At 71.6% G+C, this 23,562-nt stretch carries 20 protein-coding genes and 1 pseudogene; 16 read left to right on the plus strand and 5 right to left on the minus strand.

Annotated elements, in window-relative coordinates; genetic code table 11:
* The 3 genes and pseudogenes from BLT21_RS15050 to BLT21_RS15060 form a co-directional block, all read left to right on the plus strand.
* Positions 1 to 773: pseudogene (locus BLT21_RS15050) on the plus strand (HNH endonuclease); the annotation flags it as partial.
* A gap of 133 nt (positions 774 to 906) precedes the next feature.
* Positions 907 to 2,403 carry a helix-turn-helix transcriptional regulator gene (locus tag BLT21_RS15055; protein ID WP_091503759.1) on the plus strand — a complete coding sequence of 499 codons (1,497 nt, stop codon included), beginning with the start codon at positions 907 to 909 and terminating at the stop codon, positions 2,401 to 2,403.
* 51 nt (positions 2,404 to 2,454) lie between these two features.
* A complete protein-coding gene (locus BLT21_RS15060) occupies positions 2,455 to 3,201 on the plus strand; it encodes a GntR family transcriptional regulator (protein ID WP_091503762.1) in 747 nt (248 codons plus the stop codon).
* Here BLT21_RS15060 and BLT21_RS15065 read toward each other — a convergent pair.
* Positions 3,152 to 3,853: a sugar isomerase domain-containing protein gene (locus BLT21_RS15065; protein ID WP_091503764.1), complete on the minus strand. Its 702-nt coding sequence runs from the start codon at positions 3,851 to 3,853 to the stop codon at positions 3,152 to 3,154. The two genes, BLT21_RS15060 and BLT21_RS15065, sit on opposite strands and share 50 nt — an antisense overlap.
* Positions 3,844 to 5,661 carry a PTS transporter subunit IIC gene (locus BLT21_RS15070; protein ID WP_091503767.1) on the minus strand — a complete coding sequence of 606 codons (1,818 nt, stop codon included), beginning with the start codon at positions 5,659 to 5,661 and terminating at the stop codon, positions 3,844 to 3,846. Before BLT21_RS15070 ends, BLT21_RS15065 begins: the two co-directional genes overlap by 10 nt.
* Positions 5,662 to 5,798: 137 nt before the next feature.
* On the opposite strand from BLT21_RS15070, the gene BLT21_RS15075 reads away from it, so the two are divergent.
* The 8 genes from BLT21_RS15075 (at position 5,799) to BLT21_RS15110 (ending at position 12,852) form a co-directional block, all read left to right on the plus strand.
* Positions 5,799 to 6,095, plus strand: a complete 297-nt coding sequence (locus BLT21_RS15075) for a DUF7882 family protein (protein WP_091503770.1) — start codon at positions 5,799 to 5,801, stop codon at positions 6,093 to 6,095.
* Between the two features lie 86 nt (positions 6,096 to 6,181).
* Positions 6,182 to 6,550, plus strand: a complete 369-nt coding sequence (locus BLT21_RS15080; protein WP_143025005.1) for a hypothetical protein — start codon at positions 6,182 to 6,184, stop codon at positions 6,548 to 6,550.
* Between the two features lie 50 nt (positions 6,551 to 6,600).
* Positions 6,601 to 7,128 carry a hypothetical protein gene (locus BLT21_RS15085; protein ID WP_143025006.1) on the plus strand — a complete coding sequence of 176 codons (528 nt, stop codon included), beginning with the start codon at positions 6,601 to 6,603 and terminating at the stop codon, positions 7,126 to 7,128.
* 140 nt (positions 7,129 to 7,268) lie between these two features.
* Positions 7,269 to 8,279, plus strand: a complete 1,011-nt coding sequence (locus BLT21_RS15090) for an SDR family oxidoreductase (RefSeq protein WP_091503777.1) — start codon at positions 7,269 to 7,271, stop codon at positions 8,277 to 8,279.
* Positions 8,280 to 8,421: 142 nt separating this feature from the next.
* Positions 8,422 to 9,258: a nitrilase-related carbon-nitrogen hydrolase gene (locus BLT21_RS15095; RefSeq protein WP_091503930.1), complete on the plus strand. Its 837-nt coding sequence runs from the start codon at positions 8,422 to 8,424 to the stop codon at positions 9,256 to 9,258.
* Between the two features lie 32 nt (positions 9,259 to 9,290).
* Entirely contained in the window at positions 9,291 to 10,766 is a 1,476-nt protein-coding gene (locus BLT21_RS15100; protein WP_091503779.1) for a purine-cytosine permease family protein, read from the plus strand.
* 60 nt (positions 10,767 to 10,826) lie between these two features.
* Positions 10,827 to 11,348: an ASCH domain-containing protein gene (locus BLT21_RS15105; protein WP_091503781.1), complete on the plus strand. Its 522-nt coding sequence runs from the start codon at positions 10,827 to 10,829 to the stop codon at positions 11,346 to 11,348.
* A gap of 199 nt (positions 11,349 to 11,547) precedes the next feature.
* Positions 11,548 to 12,852 (plus strand): alpha/beta hydrolase, encoded by a 1,305-nt coding sequence (locus BLT21_RS15110; RefSeq protein WP_091503784.1) that lies wholly within the window; start codon positions 11,548 to 11,550, stop codon positions 12,850 to 12,852.
* Here BLT21_RS15110 and BLT21_RS15115 read toward each other — a convergent pair.
* Together BLT21_RS15115 and BLT21_RS15120 are read right to left on the minus strand one after the other, a co-directional pair.
* Positions 12,849 to 15,407 carry a bifunctional lysylphosphatidylglycerol flippase/synthetase MprF gene (locus BLT21_RS15115; RefSeq protein WP_256336120.1) on the minus strand — a complete coding sequence of 853 codons (2,559 nt, stop codon included), beginning with the start codon at positions 15,405 to 15,407 and terminating at the stop codon, positions 12,849 to 12,851. The two genes, BLT21_RS15110 and BLT21_RS15115, sit on opposite strands and share 4 nt — an antisense overlap.
* A 21-nt stretch (positions 15,408 to 15,428) precedes the next feature.
* Positions 15,429 to 16,328, minus strand: a complete 900-nt coding sequence (locus BLT21_RS15120) for a hemagglutinin (protein ID WP_143025007.1) — start codon at positions 16,326 to 16,328, stop codon at positions 15,429 to 15,431.
* A gap of 189 nt (positions 16,329 to 16,517) precedes the next feature.
* Here BLT21_RS15120 and BLT21_RS15125 point away from each other — a divergent pair, with 189 nt between their 5' ends.
* From BLT21_RS15125 to BLT21_RS15145, 5 genes are all read left to right on the plus strand, one after another.
* Positions 16,518 to 16,688, plus strand: a complete 171-nt coding sequence (locus BLT21_RS15125) for a CsbD family protein (RefSeq protein ID WP_091503792.1) — start codon at positions 16,518 to 16,520, stop codon at positions 16,686 to 16,688.
* Between the two features lie 176 nt (positions 16,689 to 16,864).
* Positions 16,865 to 17,416, plus strand: coding sequence for a sigma factor-like helix-turn-helix DNA-binding protein (locus BLT21_RS15130; protein WP_091503795.1), 552 nt, complete (start codon positions 16,865 to 16,867; stop codon positions 17,414 to 17,416).
* Between the two features lie 69 nt (positions 17,417 to 17,485).
* Positions 17,486 to 18,496, plus strand: coding sequence for an LLM class flavin-dependent oxidoreductase (locus BLT21_RS15135; protein ID WP_091503798.1), 1,011 nt, complete (start codon positions 17,486 to 17,488; stop codon positions 18,494 to 18,496).
* Positions 18,493 to 20,145 carry an alpha-amylase family protein gene (locus tag BLT21_RS15140; RefSeq protein ID WP_091503801.1) on the plus strand — a complete coding sequence of 551 codons (1,653 nt, stop codon included), beginning with the start codon at positions 18,493 to 18,495 and terminating at the stop codon, positions 20,143 to 20,145. The genes BLT21_RS15135 and BLT21_RS15140 overlap by 4 nt, the downstream gene beginning before the upstream one ends.
* Positions 20,146 to 20,612: 467 nt before the next feature.
* Complete coding sequence (locus tag BLT21_RS15145) at positions 20,613 to 22,340, plus strand: sensor histidine kinase (protein WP_091503804.1); 1,728 nt, start codon at positions 20,613 to 20,615, stop codon at positions 22,338 to 22,340.
* A gap of 91 nt (positions 22,341 to 22,431) precedes the next feature.
* Here BLT21_RS15145 and BLT21_RS15150 read toward each other — a convergent pair whose 3' ends face one another.
* Positions 22,432 to 23,493: a PAS domain-containing sensor histidine kinase gene (locus BLT21_RS15150; RefSeq protein ID WP_176786953.1), complete on the minus strand. Its 1,062-nt coding sequence runs from the start codon at positions 23,491 to 23,493 to the stop codon at positions 22,432 to 22,434.
* Positions 23,494 to 23,562 lie beyond the last annotated feature (69 nt).

Here is a 23,562-nt window from a genome sequence, read left to right on the forward strand (position 1 = left end):
GGATGTCGAACCTGGTGGCGACGCTGCCGACGGTGATCGCTGCGGGGATGTTCGACCGGCTCACGCAGATGGGCCACGCCGTCAAGGACGCTGGGGCGGATGCTGCGGCTGATGGTGGCGCGGGTGCCGTGGCGGAGCCCGATCTGCGGACGATGGATCAGCTCCGCGCCGACATCCTGGGCGACCTCGTCCTCGCCGGGGCACCCGCCGTCGACCCCACCCACGGCGCCGACCGGTCCGGAGGGCTGGGCGCGATCCGCGCGCGGGTTCAGGTCGCGATCACCGCGGAAACGCTCACCGGCTCGGACGAGCACCCGGCGGAGGTCGTCGGGGCAGGGTTGATCGACGCCGACACCGCCCGCCTCCTCGCCGGACAGACCCGCGAATGGGACCGGCTGTTCGTCGATCCGATCACCCGCACCCCGGCGGAGATCGACACGTACCGGCCAACCGCGGCGATGGCGAAGCTGCTGAAAGCCCGGGACCAGCACTGCCGGTTCCCCGGATGCCGCCTCGCCGCGATCCGCTGCGAGATCGACCACACCATCGACTACGCCCTGGGTGGCCATACCCACCTCGCGAACCTCGCCCACCTCTGCCAACGCCACCACTCGATGAAGCAATTCACCAGCTGGCGACTCCGACAGGTCGGCGGGGGCGTTCTGGAGTGGACCTCACCGGGTGGCCGGATCTACCGAGAAGACGTCCCGCTACCCACGGTGTGCTTCATGCCGGGGTCGGGCGGACCGCCCGGGGCGGCGCCTCCCTTCTGATCGCCCGCGCTCGGACCGACGTCGGTGGGCGACGAATTTCGGCGAGCCGCGTCACGAAATGCCTCGGACGGAATCTCTCTGTGCGGCGACGCGACGGACGCGTCCCGCGATCGAGCGAAACCGGAGACCCATCGTGACCACCGAGCGCCGTGCCACCCCGCATCCCACTCCGCATCCCGACTCCCACGCGACCACGCACCCGAGCCGCGCGCTCGAGCTCCGCGAGACCGTGCGACGCGTCGTCGGAGGCTCCCTGCCGGGCGAGCGCAGCGGCCCGCCGGCGCAGCGCGACCTCGCGCAACTGCGCACCCTCGACCCGGGCGACGCGCCGCAGCTGTGGACCGAGTCGAACGTCCACCTGCTCGAAGCGATGCTGATCGCCCGCGTGCGCCTCGACGACATCGAGGGCGCGCTCGCCCTCGTCGAGACGCACTTCACCGACGGGCGGCTGCGCACCCGGGCGGTGCTCGGACTCGACACCCTCGCGTCGCTGTTCGCCGCCGTCGGCGAAGCGTACGCGGCGGCGGGACGACCGCGCGACGCCGGCCTCTATGCCTCGCACGCTCTCATGTTCGCCGACAGCGACCCCGTGCGATACCGGGCCTCGGCCGTGCAGACGCTGATCTTCGCCCTCAACGGCGAGTTCGACGCCGCCACGACGACGCGGGCGCTCTGCGACGGCCTGGCTCGCGACAACGGCTGGAGCCCGCTCGACACCGACTACGCCCTCGTCCTCGGCGAGGTCCTGCTGGCCGTCGCCGCCTTCGACGCCGACCGCGTCGCTCGGGCCTCCGGTCTGCTCCGCTCCATCGCCCCGCGCGACCCCTACGCTCAGCACGCCGCCGCGACCGCCGACGCGATCACGCGCATCCTGCACGGCGATATCGCGGCCGGAGTCGCGGGCTTGCGCACGGTCATCGGCGGCGCCTGGTCGCACCTCAGCCACCGGCTGGTGCGCGACCTCGCGCTGTCTGTGCTGGCCGACGCGACCCTCGCGCAGGGGTCCGCTCGCCGGGCGCTGTCCGTGCTCGACGGCCGCGACGCGGCGCCCGACCACACCGTCTGCTTCGATGCGCAGCGCGCCGCAGCCCATCTCGCGCTCGGCGACGACCGCGCTGCCCTCGACGTCACCGACGCGTGCCTCGCGCTCGGCGCCGCTCACTGCCCCCGCACCCTCGCGGGCGTGCTCGTCCGCCGTGCGATCGCCCGGGAACGACGGGGGCAGGCGGATGCGGCGGACGACCTCTTCGACGAGGCCACCGCCCTCGTCTTCCACACCGGCGGCTCTCTCGCGCCGTTCGTGACGGTGCCGCAGACGTCCCTCGCCGTCCTCTTCGCCCGGCTCGCATCGCGACGTCCCACCCTCGCCCCTCAGATCGAGGCCGTCCGGCAGCAGCTGCGCGCCGCGGTCCCCGACACCGTGCCGGCGGGCCTTCCCGCGCTGACCCCGCGCGAGGGATCGGTCGCGGTCGCGCTGCGCGGCGGCAAGACGTACGCGCAGATCGCCGACGATTTCGTGGTGTCGGTGAACACCGTCAAGTCGCAGATGCGGTCGCTGTTCGCGAAGCTCGGCGTCTCCAGTCGCAACGAGGCGATCGCCGTCCTCGAACGCCACGGCTTCTACCTCTGATCGGTCGCGCCCGGTGGGAGCGCCGGCGAGGGGGGATGGGATGATCGAGGAGTGACCGCGCCCAAGTACCGCGAGCTCGCCGACATGCTGCTCGGGCGCATCGGCGACGCGGCGATCGGCGACCCCATGCCGAGCGAGCGCCAGCTCGCCGACGAGACGGGCGTCTCGCGCATGACGGCCCGGCGGGCGATCGACGAGCTCGTGCGGCAGGGACTCCTCACGCGCGAGGTGGGCCGCGGCACGTTCGTCTCGCGACCCGCGGTGACGATGCCCCTGCAGCTGACGAGCTTCACCGAGGACATGCGTGCCCGCGGCCACGTGCCGTCGAGCAGGGTGCTGCGCAGCGAGACCGCCCCGGCCGACCCGGCATCGGCCGATGTCTTCGGCATCCGTCCGGGCGACCCGCTGCTCGTGCTCGCCCGGCTCCGCCTCGCAGACGGCATCCCGATGGCGATCGAGCGCAGTCAGCTCCGCGTCGACCGGTTCCCCGGCCTCGAGCAGCACGACTTCGCCGTCGACTCGCTCTATCGCGTGCTCCTCGACGAGTACGGCGTCCGCTTCGAAGCCGGCGAGCAGGTGATTCGAGCCGGCATAGTGCGCGACGACGACGCGGCGACCCTCCGTCTCGCGCCGGGCGCCGCCGTGCTCGAGCTCATCCGCACGTCGAAGTCGCACGGCGAGGTCGTCGAGCGCACGGTGTCGACCTACTCCGCCGCCCGCTTCGAGCTCTCGGCGCAGATCGCGCCCGTCACAGCTCCGGGATCCGCGCCGCGAAGCGCTCTGAGAGTTCGGCGTTGACACCGTCGTTGCCCGGCACGTTCGCGCTCCGCCAACGTGGCGCGTCGGGCGCGAGCTCGTAGACGCGCTGCAGCACGAGCGTCCAGACCGTGTTGGTCGCCAGGCTCGACACGGGCGCCGTCACCGGGGCATCGGGCGGCCAGGTGGCGTCGCCGGCGGGCACGGCGGTGTCGATGACGATGTCGGCGACCTCGGTCAGCCGGTGCCGCGCACGCCGGGGTGCCGCCTCGTTCGCGGCGAGCGAGGTCACGGCCACGACCGTGGCCCCGGCGGCGCGTCCCGCCTCGGCGATCTCGACCGGGAACGGGTTCGTGCCCGAGTTCGAGAACACGACGATCGTGTCGGCCGCCTCGATCCCCGCCGCGGCTGCGGCTTCCGCGCCCAGTCCCGCCTCACGCTCGGCGAGCGTCGCGGCGGCCGCTCCGAGGAAGGGAAGCACCCGCGGGTGCCAGATCGGCCGCACGAACGCGAGACCGCCCGCGCGGAAGAACGTCTCGAGCACCGCGGCCAGCGAGTGCCCGGCGCCGGCGGGCCGCACGAGGCCGCCGGCCGCGGCGGTGCGGGCGATGGCCTCGGCGGCCGCCTCGATGGTGTCGACGTTGCGTCGGCCGACGGCGTCGACGAACTCTCCCAGACCGGTCATCACAGCCATCCCTTCTCCTCGAGCCCCGCGCGCAGCTGCTCGCGGATGTGCGCGACGTCGACGAAGTTCGTGATCGCCACCGTAACCGGTGCGATGCCGGCGACCTCCGACAGGTACGACGGCTGGCCGATCACGAGGTCGGGCCGCCGCCCGCGCGCCGAGCCGATGTCGGTGTTGTCGACGGATGCCGTCACGCCGAGCTGCTCGAGCGCGCGCTGCGTCGTCGTGCGCAGGATGAGGCTCGAGCCCATGCCGGCGCCGCAGACGGCGAGCACCTCGAGCGTCTCGGGCCGATCGGTCACGCGCGGTACGGTCGCCGTCGCCGCCCCGGCCGCACCGGTCGGTGCGGCGACCTCATCCGCTGCCACGATCTGCGACGACGGCGTCCCCCCGGGCTCGGGGGAGGCTCCGGCCTCCGGCGACGTGCCGCGAGGCGCCCGCCGTCCGAGCACGATCAGGACGGCGACGGTCGCCGCGACCACGGCGGCGGCGATGACCCACAGGGCCGCCGTCGCGCCGAGCGGCGCGAGCAGGCCGCCGAGCCCGCGCAGCGTCCAGCCGACCACGAACCAGTCGGCGTCGGCGAGGGTCGCCAGCTCGGGCGCGGTGTCGCCCCAAACGCCCCAGCCGATCCATTGCCCGAACGCGAGCACGACCCCGTTGAGCACACCGCCGAAGACCGCCCCGCGCCATCCCGCGACCGCGTTCCCGAAGACGCCGCCCGCACCGCCGCCGAAGAACAGCATGATCATCGGCGGGACGAGCACGAACCATCCGGCTCCCGCGAACACTCCCATCAGGATCAGGAACGTCACGGTCGAGGCGAGGAAGCCGATCATCACGGCGGTCGGCGCCCGCGTGAAGGTCACCGGCAGATCGAGGGCCGGCTTCGCGCCGGGAAGTGCACGCTCGGACAGTCCCTTGAACGCGGGCACGATCTCGGAGAGGAACATGCGTACACCGAACAGCAGGATCGCGATGCCCGCGGCGAAGCGCAGCGCCTGCAACAGCGCCCACACCCACGGCAGCACCGCGGCGTCGCCCATCTGCTCGGCCACGACCGCGGGGTCGGCGAAGAGGATGGCGGCGAGCATGATGATGCCGATGACGAAGGCCGTTGAGACGTTGATGTCCTTGAAGAACGACAGTGCCCGCGGCAGCTTCAGCTGCTCGGCGTCGTGACGCACCGGATCGCCGAGGCGCAACGCCTTCGCGCCGTACCCGGCGGCGATCGCGATGGTCGAGTCGGTGTGCGCGAGCCCCACCTCGTCGTCGCCCATGACGCGGCGCATCAGCGGCGCGGTCCACAGTGGCTGCAGCACCCAATAGCAGCCGATCAGCAGCGATCCGACTCCCGCGAGCACCCATCGGTCCACGTCGCCGAAAGCTTCGACGAGGCTCGCCGCGATCACGACGCTCATCCAGTACATGAGGTGCCCGGTGAGGTAGACGAACCGCGCCGCGCGGAAGACGCGGACGAGGGCGAGGTGCACCACGAAGCCGCCCGCGATGATGAGCGGCACCACCGAGCCCTGACCGGAAGTGAAGTCCGCCAGGGTGGCCTGCGCCGTCGGGGGCTCGAGGCCGAGCGCGCTCGCGACGATCACCTGGAAGCTGACCAGGCCCCCGACGAAGATCTCGACGCCGATGTTGAGCACGACGACGCCGATGGTGGCTCGTAGGCCGCCGGCGACGACCTGTTCGATCGGCTTGCGCTGCAGCGCGAGCCCGACGATCGCGATGATGCCGATGAGCACGGCGACCTGGCTGAAGAGGTTGTCGGTGATGACCTGGACGATGTCCTCGAAGGCGGGCATTGGGCTTCCCCTGACGCGGAGCGGGTGCGGACGATGATGGAGCTGAGCGCAATGGTATAGCCCATTAGAAACCGTCGCATCATATCCGCGCACATCGTGTCGACGCCGATGTCTTCAGGTCGGCTTAAGCTCGTGCGGTGGGCAGATTCTTCTACGACAACGCGGCCAATTCCGTCGAGGTCGACGACCGCGCTCTGGCGCACCTGCGGCTCGTCGTGATGACGAAGCTGCGCCGCGGCGAGCCGTTCATGTTCGAGACCAGTTCGCCGCACGGCACCAGTCGGCGCGACTTCTGGATGCACCCGACGATCTCCGTGCAGTTCCAGTTCGCGGGCAGCCGTCAGCCGCAGATCAACCCCAAGTGGGTCGACGTCCTGATGGAGTCGGCGAACAGTGCGGACGGGCTGCGGATGGTTCCCGAGCCGCAGGGCTGAGCGCGCGGCGCGATAGTTCGACGGATAGTCGGATTCGGTCCAGGAAAACAGGCGATCTCGTTCGGGATGTGGCATCATTCGACGTGATGAGCGCAGACACCCCTCGGGTCCCCGTACGGACCAAGACCCTCCTCGAGGAATGGGTCGCGGAGTTCTTGGCGCAGGGCGAGGCGCCCGGTGTCACGGTCAAGGTCGCGATCCAAGACGGCTCCGACGGTCTCGACACCGGCCTGGTCATCGTGCACCTCGCAAACGCCCCTGCCGACATCTACATGCAGCCCCGCGCGATCGACGATCCCGAGTGGGAGGCGACGCTGACGGCCCGCTCCGACGACCTCACGCTCACCCCGTACGAGATGGCGGGGCTCGCGGCCGAGGTTGCCTTCGCGGGCAACCTCTGCACCTTCCTGCAGTTCAAGTCGATCGAGTGGGATCGCATGTCGGGCATGCGCTGACGCGCACCGCCCCCCTTGTAGCGCCGGCGGTGCTCGCCTAGCATCGCCGGATGTCTCGAATCCGATCGTCCCTGCTCGTCGCGGGTGCAGCGGTGGCCCTCTGTGCGCTAGCGGCGTGCACGCCCGTGAGCGACGGCGACGCCGACGCAGGATCGCCGCCGGCGAGCATCCCGTCGGAGTCCGCCACAACTCCGTCCGTGCTCCCGACGACCCCGAGCGCCACCCCGACACCCGATCCGTGGATCGGCTACTTCGAGGATGAGGCCCGGGACAACCCCACCGACATCCCGACGTTGTTCTGGGGCTCCTTCGGCGACGTCGACCAGGTGGCGGTCAACAAGACGACGCACGAGAGCCTCGAACCCGGGCCCTACGTCGTCGAGATCCGCTGCGCCGGCCCCGAGCGCATCGTCGCCACCGTCGAGACCCCGGACGGCACGCCCCTCGTCGACGACGCCGAGGTGGCCTGCCCGGGTGCCGTGACGCTGCCGGTCGACCTCGCCGAACCCGGGATGTCGGTGACCCTCGACAGTGAGGGCGAGACCGGCGCCTACCTCGTCGGTATCTCGCCGAGCTGAGCGCGTCATCGCCGGGAGTGATCGTCCGTAGACCATTCCGTCGCGCCTGGCAACAGCTGCGTCCGCGCGCCGTGTGATGCCGACAATGGTCGCCTGATCGCGAGCTTCCACCGTGGATGCCTCGGTGGAAGGAGATCGTCATGGTCGCAGCGGACGGGCGCGGAGTCGCCGTCGTCACCGGAGGAAGCGCCGGCCTGGGCCGCTCGATCGTGCGTGAACTCGCCGAGCGTGGGTGGGACGTCGCCGTGCTGGCGCGCGGGCGCGACGGCATCGACGGAGCCGTGAGCGACGTCGCGCGTTCCGGGCGTCGCGGCCTCGCGGTCTCGGTCGACGTCTCCGACGCCGAGGCTGTCGACCGTGCGGCGGCGGAAGTCGAGGACACCCTCGGTCCGATCGATCTCTGGGTCAACAACGTCATGTCCGGCACGATCGCGCCGTTCCTCGACACGTCGGCCGACGACTTCGACCGGGCCACGGCCGTGACCTATCTCGGCACGGTCAACGGCACGCGGGCGGCGCTCCGGCGCATGCGCGACCGCGATCGGGGCCACGTCATCCAGATCGGGTCGGCGCTCGCGCACCGCGGCATCCCGCTGCAGGCGGCGTACTGCGGCGCGAAGCACGCCGTGCACGGCTTCACCGACGCGGTGGTCTCCGAGCTCACCCATGAGAAGAGCAGCATCGCCGTCTCGATCGTCGACATGCCGGCGCTCAACACGACGCAGTTCGGATGGGTGAAGTCCGGCTTCTCGCGGCATCCGCAGCCCGTCCCGCCGATCTTCCAGCCGGAGGTCGGTGCGCGCGCGGTCGCCGACGTCGCCGACCGTCCCCGCCGGCGCACGTGGGTGGGGGAGTCGACCGTCGGCCTCATCCTGGGAACGCGTGTGGCCGGCCGGTTCCTCGACTGGTACCTCGCCAAGAACGCGTGGGAGGGACAGTTCGCGCCCGACTCGGACGCGTCGGACTCGCCGCCCAACCTGTACGAGCCGGTGGCCGGCGATCACGGTGCGCACGGCGCGTTCGACGATCGGGCGTGGAACGGCAGCCCGCAGACGTGGGCCATCCGGCACCGTGCCCCGCTCTATGCCGCGGCCTCCGCTGCGATCGTCGGGGCGATCGCCGGCGCTGCGTCGCTCGTACGTCGGCCCTGACCGCCGATCGCGGGCCGCGAACCGCGTCACGAACCATCGGCTCGGCTTGTGATTCCCACCGGAGGGCCCCCCGTTGTGCGATGGCTCCGCCCCGCCCTACCGTGACTCGGGCAGGTGACGAGAAGGGCGGGCGATGACCGGGATGCGCGATGAGTCCGCGGAGCGCGCACGAGAGCACGTCGGCACGGTCCGATGCATCGCGCTCGGCCCCGAGATCGTCTTCGGTGACGTCGACGGCAACCTCGAGCGCATCGTGGCGGCTCTCCGGGCCGTTCGATCCGACGAGCCCCAGCTCGTCGTCGCCACGGAGCTCGCCACGAGCGGGTACGTCTTCACCGGCCGCGCCGAGGCGGAGCGCCTGGCGATGGCGAGCGACGATGCCCGTTGGCGAGACGTCGTCGACGCCCTCGGCGCCCGCACCGTCGCGGTGATCGGATTCTGCGAGCGCGCCGACGGCGGACTCTTCAACAGCGCGCTCGTCGCCACGGCCGCCGGGATCGCAGCGGTCTACCGCAAGTCGCACCTCTGGGCCGACGAGAAGAAGGTCTTCGAGAGCGGCCAGTCCGCGGGTCTCGTCGTCGAGACGCCGATCGGGCGCGTGGGGGTGGCGATCTGCTACGACAACGAGTTCCCCGAGGTACCGCGCCATCTCGCGCTCGCGGGCGCCGACATCCTCGCGCTCCCGGTGAACTGGCCGCTCGTCGACCGTCCGACGGGCGAGCGCGCGCCCGAGCTCATCCAGGCGATGGCGGCGGCGAGGTCGTCGCGTCTGCCGACGGTCGTCGCCGATCGCACCGGATCCGAGCGCGGCGTCGTGTGGACCGGGGGCACCGCGATCATCGACGGCGACGGCTGGATCGTCGCGGGAGCCGATGGCGCGCCGGATGCCTCGGCCGCCGTCGCGATCACCCCGGGCGTGAAAGCTCTCGGCGACCTCAACGACCTCTTCGCCGACCGCCGCGCCGACCTGTACGGCTGACCGACCGACCTCTTCCCGAAAAGAGTCCCGCCATGAGCGAACCGCGCATCGACATCGCGCACACCCCCGCCGCCCTCCCGACGACGACCGGGATCGAGGTCAAATCGATCGACTGGGTGCCGCTTGCCGAGCGCACCGGCACACCCGGCAGCCTGTTCTCGCTCTGGTTCATGTCGAACGCGAACCTCACGACCCTCGCGACGGGCATGGTCGGGGTCGCGATGGGTGCGAACCTCCTGACCGCCCTGCTCGCCATCCTGCTCGGCGTCGCGGTCGGCACGGTGTTCACGGCCTTCCACTCCGCTCAGGGGCCGCAGCTCGGCTTACCGCAGATGATCCAGTCGCGCGCGCAGTTCGGATACCGCGGCGTCGCGCTCATCTGCCTCGTCGTCATCGCGAGCATCGTCGGCTTCAACATCTTCAATCTGCTGCTCGCCGGCGATGTCCTCGCGCAGACCACCGGCACCGAGCTGAGCTCGCTCTGGTACGTGCTGATCGCCGTGCTCGCCGTGACGCTCGCGATCGTCGGGTACCACTGGATCCACCGGGTGCAGAAGTGGCTCACGTGGCTGTTCCTCGCAACCTTCGGCATCTTCACGATCGTCGCGCTCATCGCGATCCCGTTGCCCGCGGGTGCGCTCGCCGGCGGCGGCTTCGCCTGGCCGGCCTTCCTCGTGCAGTTCGCCGCCGCGGCCGCGTATGCCCTCGGGTGGGCGCCGTACGTCTCGGACTACTCGCGCTACCTGCCGCCGCAGACCAGCCCGCGAGCCGCCCTCGTCTTCACCGCATCCGGGGTCATCGTCGGGGCCGGGTGGCTGATGGCCCTCGGCGCGTTCGTCGCGTCGCTGTTCGCAGGCGCAGACCCCGTCGGTGCGATCTCGGCGGCGGCCGACGCGATCGTCCCCGGGCTCGGGGTCGTGCTGCTGTGGTCGTCGCTCCCCGCGCTCGTCACCGTCATCACGATCAACGTGTATGCCGCGAGCATCGAGCTGATCACGGTCGCATCCTCGTTCGTCACCGTGCGTCCGACGCGCGCCGTCCGCATCGTCGCCTGTCTCGTCATCGGCGCATCCGGCCTGCTCGGTGCACTCCTGGCGACCGGGGAGTTCCTCGACTCCTTCGGCAGCTTCCTCGTCGTGCTCCTCTACGTCCTCGTGCCGTGGACCTCGGTCAACCTCGTCGACTACTACGCCGTCCGCCGCGGCCACTACGCGATCGGCGAGATGTTCCGACCGCACGGCATCTACGGCGCCTGGGGGTGGCGCGGCCTGCTCTCGTACGCGATCGGCATCGTCGCCATGGTGCCCTTCGTCGTGACGACCTGGTTCGTCGGCCCGATCGCGCAGGCCATCGGCGGCATCGACGTCGCCCTGTTCGTCGGCCTGATCGCCTCGGCGGTCGCGTATCTGCTGCTCGCCCGCGGCCTCGACCTCACCGCGGAGCGCGCTCTGGCCGACGAGCAGGCCGGCGCGCAGGGGGTGCACTCCGTCGCCTTCGGGACGCGCTGACGCGACGGCGCACGGCTCCGGATCCGTTGAGGCGCGCATCACCGATGCGAGAATCCGGGCATGACCGAAACTGGCGGATCCTCGCACGCCCTTCCCGTCGACCACGACGCCGCCGCCGAGATGTGGGAGCAGTACCGCACGGCGCATCCCGAGGCTGTGCGGGCCGCGCCCGACTACACCGTCGAGCACTTCGGCGACTCGCCGCGCCTCGCGGACGAACTGCTCGGGATCGTCCTGGCGGGCGGCAAGCGCGCGACCGCCGAGCTGGTGTCCGACTTCGTCGCCCGTGGCCAGCTCATCCCGCGCCTGGGCTCGCACTGGATCGCCTGCGACAGCACGGGGGCGCCCCGCGTCGTCATCCGCAGTACCGAGCTGCGACTCGGCCCGTTCTCGAGCGCGGATGCCGCCTTCGCCGCCGACGAAGGAGAGGACGACCGGTCACTCGACAGCTGGAGCCGCGAGCATCGACGGTACTTCACGCGCGTGTCGGCCGCGCGCGGTGCGGAATGGTCCGAGGAGGAAGACATCGTCTTCGAGCGCTTCTCGGTGGTGTGGCCGCCCGAGGTCGCCGATCCCCGCTGACACCACCGACACCACCGACACGACCGACACCACCGCTCCGTGGGGCTCGGCCTGCGCCGGCCGGCTTCTCGCGAGCTGATGAAAGAGCCACGAATAACACTGCGCGCCCCGTGGCGCCCGGACGCCCGGGATTACGCTGTGCTCGGATCGGCGATCCCGCCGCACCGCCCCGGCTCGACGCGATCCTCGGGAGGTCGATGTGAACTGGCTGCTCGACATCGGCATCCTCTCGGGTCCCGCCGTCGTGCTGACGTGCGCCGCCGCCGGTCTGGCGGTCGCGCTGCTCGTGGCGGTGCGTCCGAGTCGGCGGTGGAACCGGCGACGCTGGGTGCTCACCGCGGCTGTCGCCGCGCTGGTCGCCGGGCTGTTCGGGATCGCCCTGACGTGGCTGCTGGCCGATCACTACGACCTGTTCGGGGTGGTGCTGACGTCCGACACCCGGATGTGGGTCGCCCTCGGCTTCGCGGGCACGGGCATCGCGCTCGCGTCGCTCTGGCGCCCGACGTGGCGCCGAGCGATCGCCGCACCGCTCGCGGCCGTGCTCTTCGTCGTGACCGCCGCGATGGGGGTCAACATCGCGTTCGGGCAGTACCCCACCGTGCGCACCGCTCTCGGCCTGCCCGCTTTCGGCGCCGCCGATCTGCCCGCCGTCGGTGACGACTCCGATCGGCCGACGATCGCCGACTGGACTCCGCCCTCCGGGATGCCGTCGCACGGCGAGGTCGGCACCGTCACCATCCCCGCGACCGCCTCGGGCTTCACCGCGCGACCGGCCGTCATCTACCGCCCCCCGGCCGCGCTCACCGACGACCCGCCCCTGCTGCCCGTGCTCATCATGATGTCGGGTCAGCCGGGTCAGCCCCAGGACCCGCTCATCGCCGCGCACCTGCAGCAGTCGCTCGACGCCTACGCCGCCGCACATGACGGACTGGCGCCGATCGTCGTCTCGCCCGACCAGCTCGGAACGCCCGATGCGAACCCGATGTGCATCGACTCGCCGCTCGGGAACTCGGCCACCTATCTCACCGTCGATGTGCCGACGTGGATCTCGGCCAACCTGCCCGTGCTCGACTCTCCGGAGTACTGGGGCATCGGCGGCCTCTCCCAGGGCGGCACGTGCTCGATCCAGCTCGGCGCCGCCCATCCCGAGCTGTTCAGCGCCATCCTCGACGCCTCCGGCGAGGAGTTCCCCTCGCTCGGCGACGAGGCCACGACCGTCGCGCAGGGGTTCGGAGGGGACACCGCGGCATACGAGGCGGCGAAGCCGGCAGCGATCATGGCCGCTCACGCGCCCTACGAGGGCATGACCGCCGTGTTCGGGGTCGGCAGCGAGGACGCGGGGTTCCTCCCGGGGGTCCAGCGCATCTATCAGGAGGCGCAGGACGCCGGGATGGATGCGACCTATATCGAGGCGCAGGGCAGCGCGCATGACGCGACCTCGTGGTCGTACATATTCGAAAAAGGGCTCGGCATCATCGCCGACCACTGGGGTCTGAACCGCTAGCCCGCGGCGCGCAGCCCGCCGGCCATCCGCACGGCCTGGGGGAGCGTCAGCGTCGGGAGGTAGCAGCGGGTCAGGGCGACGCCCAGCGCCGGCAGCATCGCGGGATCGGGATACACGGCCCACAGGGGCACGAACTCCGGCTGGAACTTGCGCTTGAAGTTCAACAACGACCGGAACCCGTACGCGGGCTCGAGCAGACCGCCCAGCAGATCGAGCAGTCGCGCCATGCTCGTGCGGGACGCGTCGTCGCCGAGCTGCGTCGACGCCAGCGGCGAACCCGACAGGCTGAGCAGCGTCAGCCCGTCCGCTTTCATCCGATCGGCGGCGGCGCCGATCGCGAATTCCATGATGCCGTTCATCGCATCACCCCGCCGGCGCATGAAGTCGAGGGTGTAACCCGTGACGCCGCCGTGCTCGAACATCGGCAGCCAGCTGGTCACCGCCTCGATGCGCCCGCTCTCGTGCACCGCCAGCATCAGCCGTACGGCGGGGTCGTCGAGCTCGTCGACCCCGCCCAGGGTGAACTCCATCTCGGGGAGCGACCGATCGGCGACCCAGCCCTCCGAGATCTCGCGGATCTGCGCGTGCTGCGCCGGTGTCAGTTCGCGCCACGACGTCCACTCGGCGACGATGCCCGACCGCGAGGCGCGGTTCGTGGCCGTCCGGATGTCCTGCCGCTTCTTGCCGGCCGTGTTCCAGTCGGGCAGGCGCAGCACGGCCTCCTCGGCCACCGGCATCCGCTGCCAGCCGAGATGGTCGAACACACTGCCCGGGCGTGCGTCGACGCTGTAGAACACGGCGGTCCAGCCGTGCGCGCCGCAGAACTCCACGAATCCCGACACGACATCGGGGCGGTCGTGGTCGGGGCCGAACGGACCGCCCAGCGTCACGGCGATCGTCCCGCGCACGCGGTACGCGACCGCCGCGTCGGCGTCGGATGCGAACCAGTAGGCGTTGCCCCGCCACGTCGACATGAACGAGAGCGTGTCGCCGCCCCCGCGCTCGAGCACCTCGCGCGCACGCAGTCGGTCGGGGGCGTCGAGCACCGTGCGGGGGGTGAGGAGCACCCGTGCGACCGCGACGATCAGCAGGACCCAGAACGCCAGCGACGGCAGATACCACAGCGCCTGGGCCGCGCCGCTCTCGGGCACGAACTCGACGATGTCCGACGGGATGAGCGTCGGGGGCACGAGTCGCAGCGGGAGGGCGCGCAGGACCGTGACCGCATCGACCTCCGGGCGGAAGCCCGCGGCGAGGGCGAGGGTGCCCGCGTACGACGCGGCGAGGACGGCGCCGGTCCCGACGGCGACGGTCAGGACGAACGCGCGCTGCGCCGATGCAGCCGTCGAGACCCGGGCGGCACCCCGGAACACGATGAGGACGATCGCGACGACGAGCGGCACCACCGCTCCGACGATCACCCCGGTGAGCGTCTGCCACACGAAATCGGCCGTCTCGGCATCGACGGCCTCGCCGATGGCGGCCACCGTCTCGGGCTCGATCACCAGGAAGGTGTAGACCATGCCCGCGAAGATCGCGAGATTCATCGCGACGGCCACCGCGAGCGCGACGCGACGCCCGCTGCGGATGCCCCACGCCGCGAGCAGCAGCACGAGCAACGGCAGCAGCGCGACCAGGCTCGACCAGCCCTGCAGGTCGGCGATCGTCGAGAAGTCGTCGGGGCAGGGCGCGCCGGGCGAGCCGAAGGCGCAGACCTGACCGTCGACGACGCTCAGCGGGTCGATCGACAGGTAGCCGTAGATCGACAGCAGGCCCGCCCCCGCGCCCGACGCCGTCGCGACGACGGGACCCACCGCCGTAATGGCGACGATGGCCGCCAGCAGCACCCGCTTCTCGTAGAACGAGCTGCGCACGAGCCGGAATCCCACGCCCCGCCCACCGAGAGCGAAGCCGAGCGCGAAGCCGACCGGGATCGCGAGCAGCGAGAAGAGGTCGTTCGCTCCGCCCGAATAGAGATACAGCGTCATCGCGGTGAAGAGTGCCAGCAGTCTCGTGCGACGACGCCACAGCGCTCCGAAGAACGCGCTCGCGGCGACGGCCGTGGCCAGCAGTGGGGCGGTGGGCGAGAACACGTCGACGGCGGGTGCGTTCAGCGGGATGCCGGCCAGGTAGCTCTGCTCGAAGAGGTCGATCGCGAAGCCGAGGAACGACGCCGCCACCCCTCCCACGACATAGGCGATGACCGTGCGGATGCTGCCCATCGCGCGCTCTGCGGCACCGATGACGACGAACACGAGGATGACGAAGACCACGAGCGCAGGAACGCTCTCGACGACGAAGAGCGAGGTGACCGAGCTCCACCAGTGCCGGAGCGCCCGGCCGCCCAGGTCGGCGTCGTCGACGGACGCGAAGCCCCAGTCGATCGACGGGAACGCCAGGCCGGCGATGCTCAGCCCGATCGTCAGGATCGCGATGACGAGGGCGACCGGGCGTTTCCGCAGCCAGCCGCGCGCATGTCCGGCCGCCGACCGCAGGTCGCGGAGACCCCGCGCGAGACCGTCGCGAGCGGTCGTCGCCGCACCGGGGGATGACATCACGTCACGCACCATAGTGGCTCAGCCTGTGCGCACCGACCCGAACCACGTCGCGAAGTAGTAAGCGAAATTCCGGTTGCCGTACGACGAGCAGGGACCGCCCGCTCCCCATCCTGCGGCGAGGGCCGCGGGGTCGGGCTGATAGGGCGTGTAGTTGTACAGCGCCGCGGTCGCGTCGTTGCGGATGACGACCTCGGAGCCGCCGCAATCGGGGTTCGGGTGGAAAGCGATGAAGTGCGGGCCCGGCTGACGCATGAAGTTCGACGCGCGGTAGGAGGCGAGGTCGGTCGCGCCCGCGACGATCTGGGCGCCGACCCCCTCGTATTCGGGATCGCACGGCGCCGTGTCGGGGCAGCTCGCGCCCATCGCGGCGCGGAGCCGGGCCTCCGAGGGTGCACGTGCCGCACGGCCCTCGACGAGCGACTGCTCCTTCTGAAGCGTCACCAGGATGACGCGCGCCGAGATCCCGCAGGCCTCCTGCACCCGGTGGATGATCTCGGCGACCGGCAGCTCGCCGCCCTCGATCGCGCGGCACACGACCTCGCCGGTGCGCGCCGACACCCGCTCCTCGCGCGACGAGATCCCCGCCGTCGCGACGTTCAGGCATGCCCCGTTCACGCAGTCGCCGATCCGTGCGTCGAGGAAGTCCTGGATCTCGGACGTCGTCAGCGCATCGGTGTCGAAGAACAGCTCGTCGTCGATGAGGTCCCCCGGGTCGATCGCCCCCGCGTTCGGGGGGAGGTCTCGCGCCTCGCCGCCCGGAGGGGGCGCCGCCGGCGGCACGCTCGCCTCGAGGAGCGAAGCCGCGGTCACCCCGATGGCGACGATGAACGTGACGAGCAGCATCGGCACCAGGACCAGGACGGTGATGATCCCGATGCGACGGCGTCGCCGCTTCAGCATCCGGGATCGCGCAGCCATACGTCGATCGTGTCGCACGCGGGCCCGAGAAACCTGGGAGCGCACGTGGCCGTCCTCTAGCGCATCAGCGGCCAGAACGCGAGCGGGTGCGCGGGCGGCGGGGGGCGACCTACCGTGGACGGACCGGGATGAAGCGTCCCGGCATCCGGGAGCACACGCACCGGACGCAGATCGACGGAAGGGGCCGATATGGGACTCGACGACAAGATCAAGAACGCAGCTCAGGACATTGCCGGCAAGGCGAAGGAAGCCACCGGCAAGGCCACCGACAACGAGCGTCTCGAAGCCGAAGGTCACAAGGACCAGACCGCCGCCAACGTCAAGAAGGCCGGCGAGAACGTCAAGGATGCCTTCAAGTAAGACGCTCCTTCACGCGAACACCCCGGGTCCCCGCGACCCGGGGTGTTCTGCGTCTCCGGGCCCGCACCGGAGCCCGGCGCCCGCCGCGATCCATTCACTCGATTACATTCGCTAGCATCCCCGTGGCGATCCCACAAGCGTTTCGGGTGCGGCCGCCCGGGGGGCACGCTGATCACATGACAGACCTGCTCGTGCCGGACACCGCGGCCGACGAGCCCGAGCGCTCCGGTTCGGACGCCGAGATCGACTCCCTCCTGCTCGCCGCCGCGCGGGGCGACCGAGAGGCGTTCGCAGCCGTCTACGACGCCACCGCCGGCGCCGCGTTCGGACTCGCACTGCGCGTCATCGGCAGCCGGGGCGCCGCGGAGGGCGTCGTGAGCGCGGCGTTCCTCGAGGTGTGGCGCACCGCCCGCTCGTTCGCCGCGTCGGGGATGCCGGCGCGGACCTGGGTGCTCGCCGCCGTCGGCCGCCTGGCGCTCGCATCCGTCCGGGACGCCGCCGGGGTCGTCGAGACGGGACCCGTCGACGTTCGCATCCCGGTCGATCCCCTGCAGGCGCGGATGGCGGAGCTCACCCCCGCGCAGCGCCAGGTCATCGCCCTGGCATCGTTCGCCGGATGCAGTCAGGCCGAGATCGCCGAGCGCACCGGGCATCCGGTCGGCGCGGTCAAGACCCGCATGCGCGAAGCCCTCACCCGCCTGCAGGACGCCTCGCCGCGGACCCGCTGACCCGATACCGCACCCGCGCCCCAGGAGCAACCGGAAGCGTCCGGCATCGGCGCCCGGAAAGACTGGGGCATGGCCTTCATCGGATACCACGCTTCGCACGAACAACTCGCGCCCAGCGCGCTCCTGGAGGCTGTGATCGCGGCCGAGCGGCTCGGGTTCGACGGCGCCTTCAGCGCCGACCACCTCTCGCCCTGGACGCCGCAGCAGGGACACTCGGGCAACACGATCGCCTGGCTGGGGGCGGCGCTCGCGTCGACGCGCTTCTCGATCGGCTCGGTCGCGACTCCCGGCCAGCTCTACCACCCCGTCGTCAGCGCCCAGGCGATCGCGACCCTCGCCGAGATGTTCCCCGGCCGGTACTTCGCGGCCCTCGGCAGCGGCGAGCTCCTCAATGAGCACGTCACGGGAGCGCTCTGGCCGTCCAAGGACGAGCGCACCGCACGGCTCGGCGAATGCGTCGAGGTGATGCGCGGCCTCCTCGCGGGGGAGACCGTGAACCACGACGGCCGCGTGCGCGTGCACGAGGCGCGGCTGTGGAGCCTGCCCGCCGGCCCCTCGACCCTGATGGCCACCGCCGCCTCCGCCGCGACCGCGCGCTGGGCCGCCGGGTGGGCCGACGGTCTCGTCACCGTCGGCACGCGCCGGGACCAGGTCGCCGAGATCGCGGACGCGTACCTCGACGCCGGGGGCCTCGGCCCGACCTGCCTGCAGGTGCACATCGCGCTCGCCGCGACGATCGACGAGGCGACCGCGCTGGTGCGCGACCAATGGCTGCACGGTGTCGTGACACCGCCGGAGGCGTGGGACATCGCGCAGCCCGAGGAGTTCGCCGCCCGGGCGGGTGAGCCGAGCGACGCCGAACTCGCCGAGCACGTCATCGTCGCGACCGACTCGCCGAGCGGCATCGCCGAGCTCGCGGACCGCCTGGCCGACCTCATGGCCGCCGGTTTCGATCGCCTCTACATCCACGAGATCGCGCAGGACCAGCGGGCCTTCCTCGGTGAGCGGGCCACGAAACTGCTCGATGCGCTGCGCGAGCGGCTCGACGGCGCCGCAGACGAGAGGGGAGGCGCGCGATGAAGATCGCCGACACGAGCGACCTGTGGTGGAAGAACGCCGTGCTCTATTGCGTCGACGTCGAGAAGTACCTCGATGACGACGGCGACGGCGACGGCGACCTGCAGGGCCTCGCGCGCCGGCTGCCGTACCTCGCCGACCTGGGCGTCACGTGCCTCTGGCTCATGCCGTTCTATCCGACTCCCGGGCGCGACAACGGCTACGACGTCTCGGACTACTACGGCGTGGACCCGCGCGTGGGGAGCCACGGCGACTTCGTCGAGCTCATCCGCACGGCGGAGGACCGCGGCATCCGCGTCATCGTCGACCTGGTCATGAACCACACTTCCGACAAGCATCCGTGGTTCGTGTCCGCGCGTCGCAGTCGCACCTCGCCCTACCGCGACTACTACGTGTGGCGTGACGAGATCCCCGACGACCCCCGCGAGACGCAGTTCCCCGGCGAGGAGGACGGCGTCTGGGAATGGGACGAGAAGACGCAGCAGTACTACCTCCACAGCTTCTACTCCCATCAGCCCGATCTGAACGCCGAGAATCCCGCCGTCCAGCGCGAGCTCGCGCGGGTCATGGGATTTTGGCTGCAGCTCGGCGTCTCGGGCTTCCGGGTCGACGCCGTCCCCTCGTTCGTCTCGTCGCCCGAACGACGCGAACCGCAGCGCGACCACGATGTGCTGCGCGCCCTGCGACGGTTCGCGCAGCGCCGCTCGAGCGAGGCGATGCTCGTCGGCGAGGTCAACGTGCCGCACGACGAACAGGCCGCGTACTTCGGCGAGGACGGCGACGGCGAGCTGCACATGCAGTTCGACTTCGCGAGCAACCAGGCGATGTACCTCGCTCTCGCGCGCGAGGACCCCGCCCCGCTGCGCGCGTCGCTCGAGAGCCGCCCCGGGATCTCGACGATCTCGCAGTGGGCCAATTTCGTCCGGAACCACGACGAGCTCACCCTCGATCAGCTCACCGACGGCGAGCGCGACGAGGTCTTCGCCGCCTTCGCCCCCGACGAGTCGATGCAGGTCTTCGGCCGAGGCATCCGCCGCCGGCTCCCGCCCATGCTCGGCGGCGACCCGCGTCGCGTGCGCCTGGTCTACAGTCTCCTCTTCTCCCTGCCGGGCACCCCGGTGCTGCTGTACGGCGAGGAGATCGGCATGGGCGAGAACCTCGACATCGACGAGCGCGACGCGGTGCGGGTGCCGATGCAGTGGCGGCCCGACGGCGGCTTCTCCACGGCACCCCCGTCGAAGCACCCGCTCCCCGCGCCCGACGGCCCGTACGGGCCGCAGCACGTGAACGTCGAGGCCCAGCTTCTGGCACCCGACTCGCTCTTCGCTTTCGTCCGCGGTCTCGCGCGCACGTATCGGCAGTCGCCGGAGATCGGCTGGGGGGATCTCGAGATCCTGCCCGTGACCGCCGAGCGCGTGCTCGCGCACGGCGCGCGCACGGGCGACAGCCGTTTCGTCGCCGTGCACAACTTCGGCGGCGAGCCCGTGGCGTTCGACCTCGACCTGGGCGACGAGCCCGAGGGCACCGAGCTCGTGTGCCTCGCCTCGGGGGAGAGCTGGACCCTCGCGGACGGCACGACGTCGATGGAGCTCGACGGCTACGGCGCCCGGCGGATGCGCGTGACCCGGCCCGGCGACGGCCGCCTCCGCTGACCCGCCGTCGACTCCTCCCCACCGGCGTCGCGAGCGCCGTCGTCCCCGAGTGACTCCGGAGCGCCCGGGAGCGCGGTGCGGAGATCGCACACTGGAGTCGGCGCCCGGCACCGGGTGAATCCGGGGGTGAAACTCCCGGATCACGACGCGTTCGCCTGCGCGCTGCTCGCAGGATGGACCTCGGGAAACCCGTGGGGAAGGGGGCCCCGGGTCCGTGTCCGCGCGAGCGGTGCGGCACCGGGAACGGGGAGCCGGTTGGGGAACGGCTCGTCTCACCGGCACGGTGCGGCCCCTCGGGGCCGGCCGTGCCGGCAGTCCGCGGATCGGGCGGCCGGGGGGACCGCCCGATCCCGACCCCCGGGCGGCGTCCTGGGGCTCGCGCACGTCGCACGAACGGTCGCGGTGATAGCATCGCGCCGACATCGGCCGAATCCGACGGCCGGCGTCGTCCGGGAGAGATCCGTCGCATGGCGATCTGGTGGAACGCGGTCTCCGGCGGTGCGTTCTACACCCGCTGGAGCGCCCTGACGTCGCTGATCGTGGCGGCGCTCTTCTCCGTGCCCACCGTCGGCACACCCGACCTCGACGGTTACCTCCGGGCCGTCGCGGTCGCCGCCCTCGGCTGGCTTCCCCTGGCCGCGCTCATCGTTCCCGTCGTGGTCGCGGAGCTGCGATCGAGACATGCGCCGTTGCGGGGAGCCCTCGTCATCCTCTCGCTCGTCGTCGTCTCGGCGCTGCGTCCCGGGATCAACGACACGCTCAGCCGGGCGCTCTTCGACGTCACCCCGACCGGGGCGCCGATGGCACGGGTCCTGACCAATCTCGCCACGGCCCTCGCGCTCTTCTCGATCGTGGCGGTCATCACCTCTCGCCATGCCGCGTCGCGAGCAGCGAAGGCGCGGCTGGACATCGCTTTCACGCACCTGCGCGCCGACGGGACGGCCCGCGCGGAGCACGCCCGGCGCCTCCGGCAGGCGATCGTCGACACTGCGGACTCCCTCCGCGTCGAGCGCGACGCGATGCTGGCCGGGACGATCGACTTCGACGGCGTGCGCGCATACGCGGATCGGGTGCGCGGGGCGAGTCATCGGCTCGATGCGCTCGTCCGAGCGGCGCCACAGGCCGGCGTCGATGCCGGTGGCAGCGTCAGTGCCGGCCGCGGCGAACAGTCGCGGCCGCACACGCGTGCGACCCACGGCCCTCTGCGGCTGCCCGCTCCGCCGTGGCTCAGCGTGCTGGGCTTGTACGGCTGCGTGTGCTTCCCGTTCGCCGTCGTCGTCGGAGGTCCGTTCATCGCCGCGACCGGCGTGCTCGGTGGACTCCTCCTCGACCTGGCCACCGGCGCGGTCCTCCGTCGCGGCGCTCCGGCCACGAGGCGCATCGCGGTCTTCGTGGCGACCTGGGCCTCGAGTGGCACCGTCATGGCGGTCCTCACGATCCTGCTCCTTCCCGGGATCGGCTTCCTGGCGGCGGTACCCGTCCTCGCGGTCCCGGTCGTCGCCGTCCTGCTGAGCCTGTGCCGCGACGCTCTCCAGCGGGTGCGCCGCGACGAGGAGCGCGCGGCGACCTCCCTCGTCGATGCGGCAACCCGGAGCGCCGCCGCCGCGCATCGCGCCGACGCGGAGTCGGCCCGCGCGGTCGACGTGCTGCACGGCCGGGTGCAGGGGGCATGCGTCGTGTTCGCCGCCGCCGTCGACGAGCGAGCCGCGGAGCCCGCCGACGCCTCCGCCTTCATCGCCCGGACGGACCGGGCGTTCGACGAGCTCATCGCTCCGCAGCCGGCCGCGACCATTTCCGTGCGGACGGCCCTCGGAGAACTGGTGGGGGCGTGGTCCTCCGTCCTCGACGTCGCCGTCCGACTCGACCCCGTCGCCGAGGCCGCACTCGACACGGCGTCGCCGGAACGCGTCGTCGACATCGTCGTGTCGACGGTCAACGAGGCGTTCGTCAATGCGGTGAAGCATTCCGCGGCCCGCCGGGCGCGCGTCGAGGTCGAGCCGTCGCCGCACGCCGGGGGGATCGTACTGGTGCGGGTCTCCGCGCCCGGCTCCCTGGATCCGCGGGCGCGGCGAGGGCTGGGCAGTGCGTCGGCCCGGGTGTTCGCCGACGGCGGCGAGGTCGTGTTCGAGCGGCGGATCGCGGTCATCCGGCAGCACGTGTCGGGGGTTACGCAAGTAGGCCCGTGGATCACGTAAGTAGGGCCGCTCGACACGCGAGTGCTGAGGTCTGACCACGAGAGGACGCGTCAGCGCGTCCGTCGCTGCCGTCGCGCCATGACGGCAGCGGTCAGCTCGCCGCCGGCAGCCGCAGGCTGACGGTCGTGCCGCATCCGGGCGAGCTCGCGATCGTCGCGTCGCCGCCGAGACGCCGGAGGATGTCGCGTACGCTCGCGAGCCCCACCCCCGTGCCCCCGTCATCGGGGTCGGACAGGCGCCCGCGCGCATAGGGCTCGAAGATCGTCGCGACATCCGACGGGTCGATGCCGCGGCCGGTGTCGGCGACGCTCACGACCGTGTCGTCGACGCCCTCCGCGACGGTGACGACGATCGCGTCCTCGCTGTACTTCGCGGCGTTGTCGATGACGTTCGCCAGGGCGCGGCGGAGCATCGCCCGGTCGGTCGAGACGTTCGCCCGACCCGATCCCTCCACGTGCACGCGCTCGTTCACGTCGCCGGGCAGCACGAGGTGGGCCGCCTCATGGACGAGCGGCAGGATGTCGGTGTCGGTGTCGGCGCTCGCACCGCCGTGACCGCCGCGGACGTGCGCCGACAGCTCGCCGACCATCGCGATGATGTGGTCGGTGACGCGCGAGACGTGCTGCAGGAGCCCCGCCTGCGCCTCGGGGATCTCGTCCTCGAGCAGGTCCACGTACCCGCGCAGCGCCGTGATGGGCGAGAGCAGGTCGTGGGCGAAGGCGCGGAGGAAGCCGTCCTTCTCGTCGTCGAGGCGCTTCGCGTCGCTCAGGTCGCGCACGATCTTCACGAAGCCGCCGGGCTCTCCGTCCTCGTCCTGCACGGCGGTGATGAGCACGTGGGCCCAGAAGAGCGAGCCGTCGCGCCGGACGCGCCACCCGGTGTCCTCGACGGACCCTTCTGCGCGCGCGACCGCGAGCAGTCGCATCGGCCACCCCCGGTCCCGGTCCTCCGCGCGGTAGAACCGCGAGAACGGCGTGCCGACGACATCCGTCGCCGAGTACCCCTTGAGCCGTTCGGCGCCGCGGTTCCACGACTGCACGACGCCCGCGTCGTCCAGCTCGACGATCGCGACCGAGGTGACCTGCTCCGCCCAGTCCGCCGTCGCGGGCTCGCCGGCGGCCGGCCGGACGGTCGTGGCGGAAAGAGCGCTCATCGTCATCACCTCGTGGGTGCCGAGGTCTCGGATCCCTCGGCGTCGAGCCCATTCTTTCGACGCGTCGGA

The sequence above is a fragment of the Microbacterium sp. cf332 genome (assembly GCF_900102175.1).
In the GTDB taxonomy this organism is placed as follows: domain Bacteria; phylum Actinomycetota; class Actinomycetes; order Actinomycetales; family Microbacteriaceae; genus Microbacterium.

Excerpts from the sequence above, each read along its gene's own strand:
- BLT21_RS15065 (WP_091503764.1), bottom strand. The coding sequence starts at position 3,853 with ATGGCTGTGATGACCGGTCTGGGAGAGTTCGTCGACGCCGTCGGCCGA.
- BLT21_RS15070 (WP_091503767.1), bottom strand. The coding sequence starts at position 5,661 with ATGCCCGCCTTCGAGGACATCGTCCAGGTCATCACCGACAACCTCTTC.
- BLT21_RS15080 (WP_143025005.1), top strand. The coding sequence starts at position 6,182 with ATGAGCGCAGACACCCCTCGGGTCCCCGTACGGACCAAGACCCTCCTC.
- BLT21_RS15085 (WP_143025006.1), top strand. The coding sequence starts at position 6,601 with ATGTCTCGAATCCGATCGTCCCTGCTCGTCGCGGGTGCAGCGGTGGCC.
- BLT21_RS15090 (WP_091503777.1), top strand. The coding sequence starts at position 7,269 with ATGGTCGCAGCGGACGGGCGCGGAGTCGCCGTCGTCACCGGAGGAAGC.
- BLT21_RS15095 (WP_091503930.1), top strand. The coding sequence starts at position 8,422 with ATGCGCGATGAGTCCGCGGAGCGCGCACGAGAGCACGTCGGCACGGTC.
- BLT21_RS15100 (WP_091503779.1), top strand. The coding sequence starts at position 9,291 with ATGAGCGAACCGCGCATCGACATCGCGCACACCCCCGCCGCCCTCCCG.
- BLT21_RS15105 (WP_091503781.1), top strand. The coding sequence starts at position 10,827 with ATGACCGAAACTGGCGGATCCTCGCACGCCCTTCCCGTCGACCACGAC.
- BLT21_RS15115 (WP_256336120.1), bottom strand. The coding sequence starts at position 15,407 with ATGTCATCCCCCGGTGCGGCGACGACCGCTCGCGACGGTCTCGCGCGG.
- BLT21_RS15120 (WP_143025007.1), bottom strand. The coding sequence starts at position 16,328 with ATGGCTGCGCGATCCCGGATGCTGAAGCGGCGACGCCGTCGCATCGGG.
- BLT21_RS15125 (WP_091503792.1), top strand. The coding sequence starts at position 16,518 with ATGGGACTCGACGACAAGATCAAGAACGCAGCTCAGGACATTGCCGGC.
- BLT21_RS15130 (WP_091503795.1), top strand. The coding sequence starts at position 16,865 with ATGACAGACCTGCTCGTGCCGGACACCGCGGCCGACGAGCCCGAGCGC.
- BLT21_RS15135 (WP_091503798.1), top strand. The coding sequence starts at position 17,486 with ATGGCCTTCATCGGATACCACGCTTCGCACGAACAACTCGCGCCCAGC.
- BLT21_RS15140 (WP_091503801.1), top strand. The coding sequence starts at position 18,493 with ATGAAGATCGCCGACACGAGCGACCTGTGGTGGAAGAACGCCGTGCTC.
- BLT21_RS15145 (WP_091503804.1), top strand. The coding sequence starts at position 20,613 with ATGGCGATCTGGTGGAACGCGGTCTCCGGCGGTGCGTTCTACACCCGC.
- BLT21_RS15150 (WP_176786953.1), bottom strand. The coding sequence starts at position 23,493 with ATGAGCGCTCTTTCCGCCACGACCGTCCGGCCGGCCGCCGGCGAGCCC.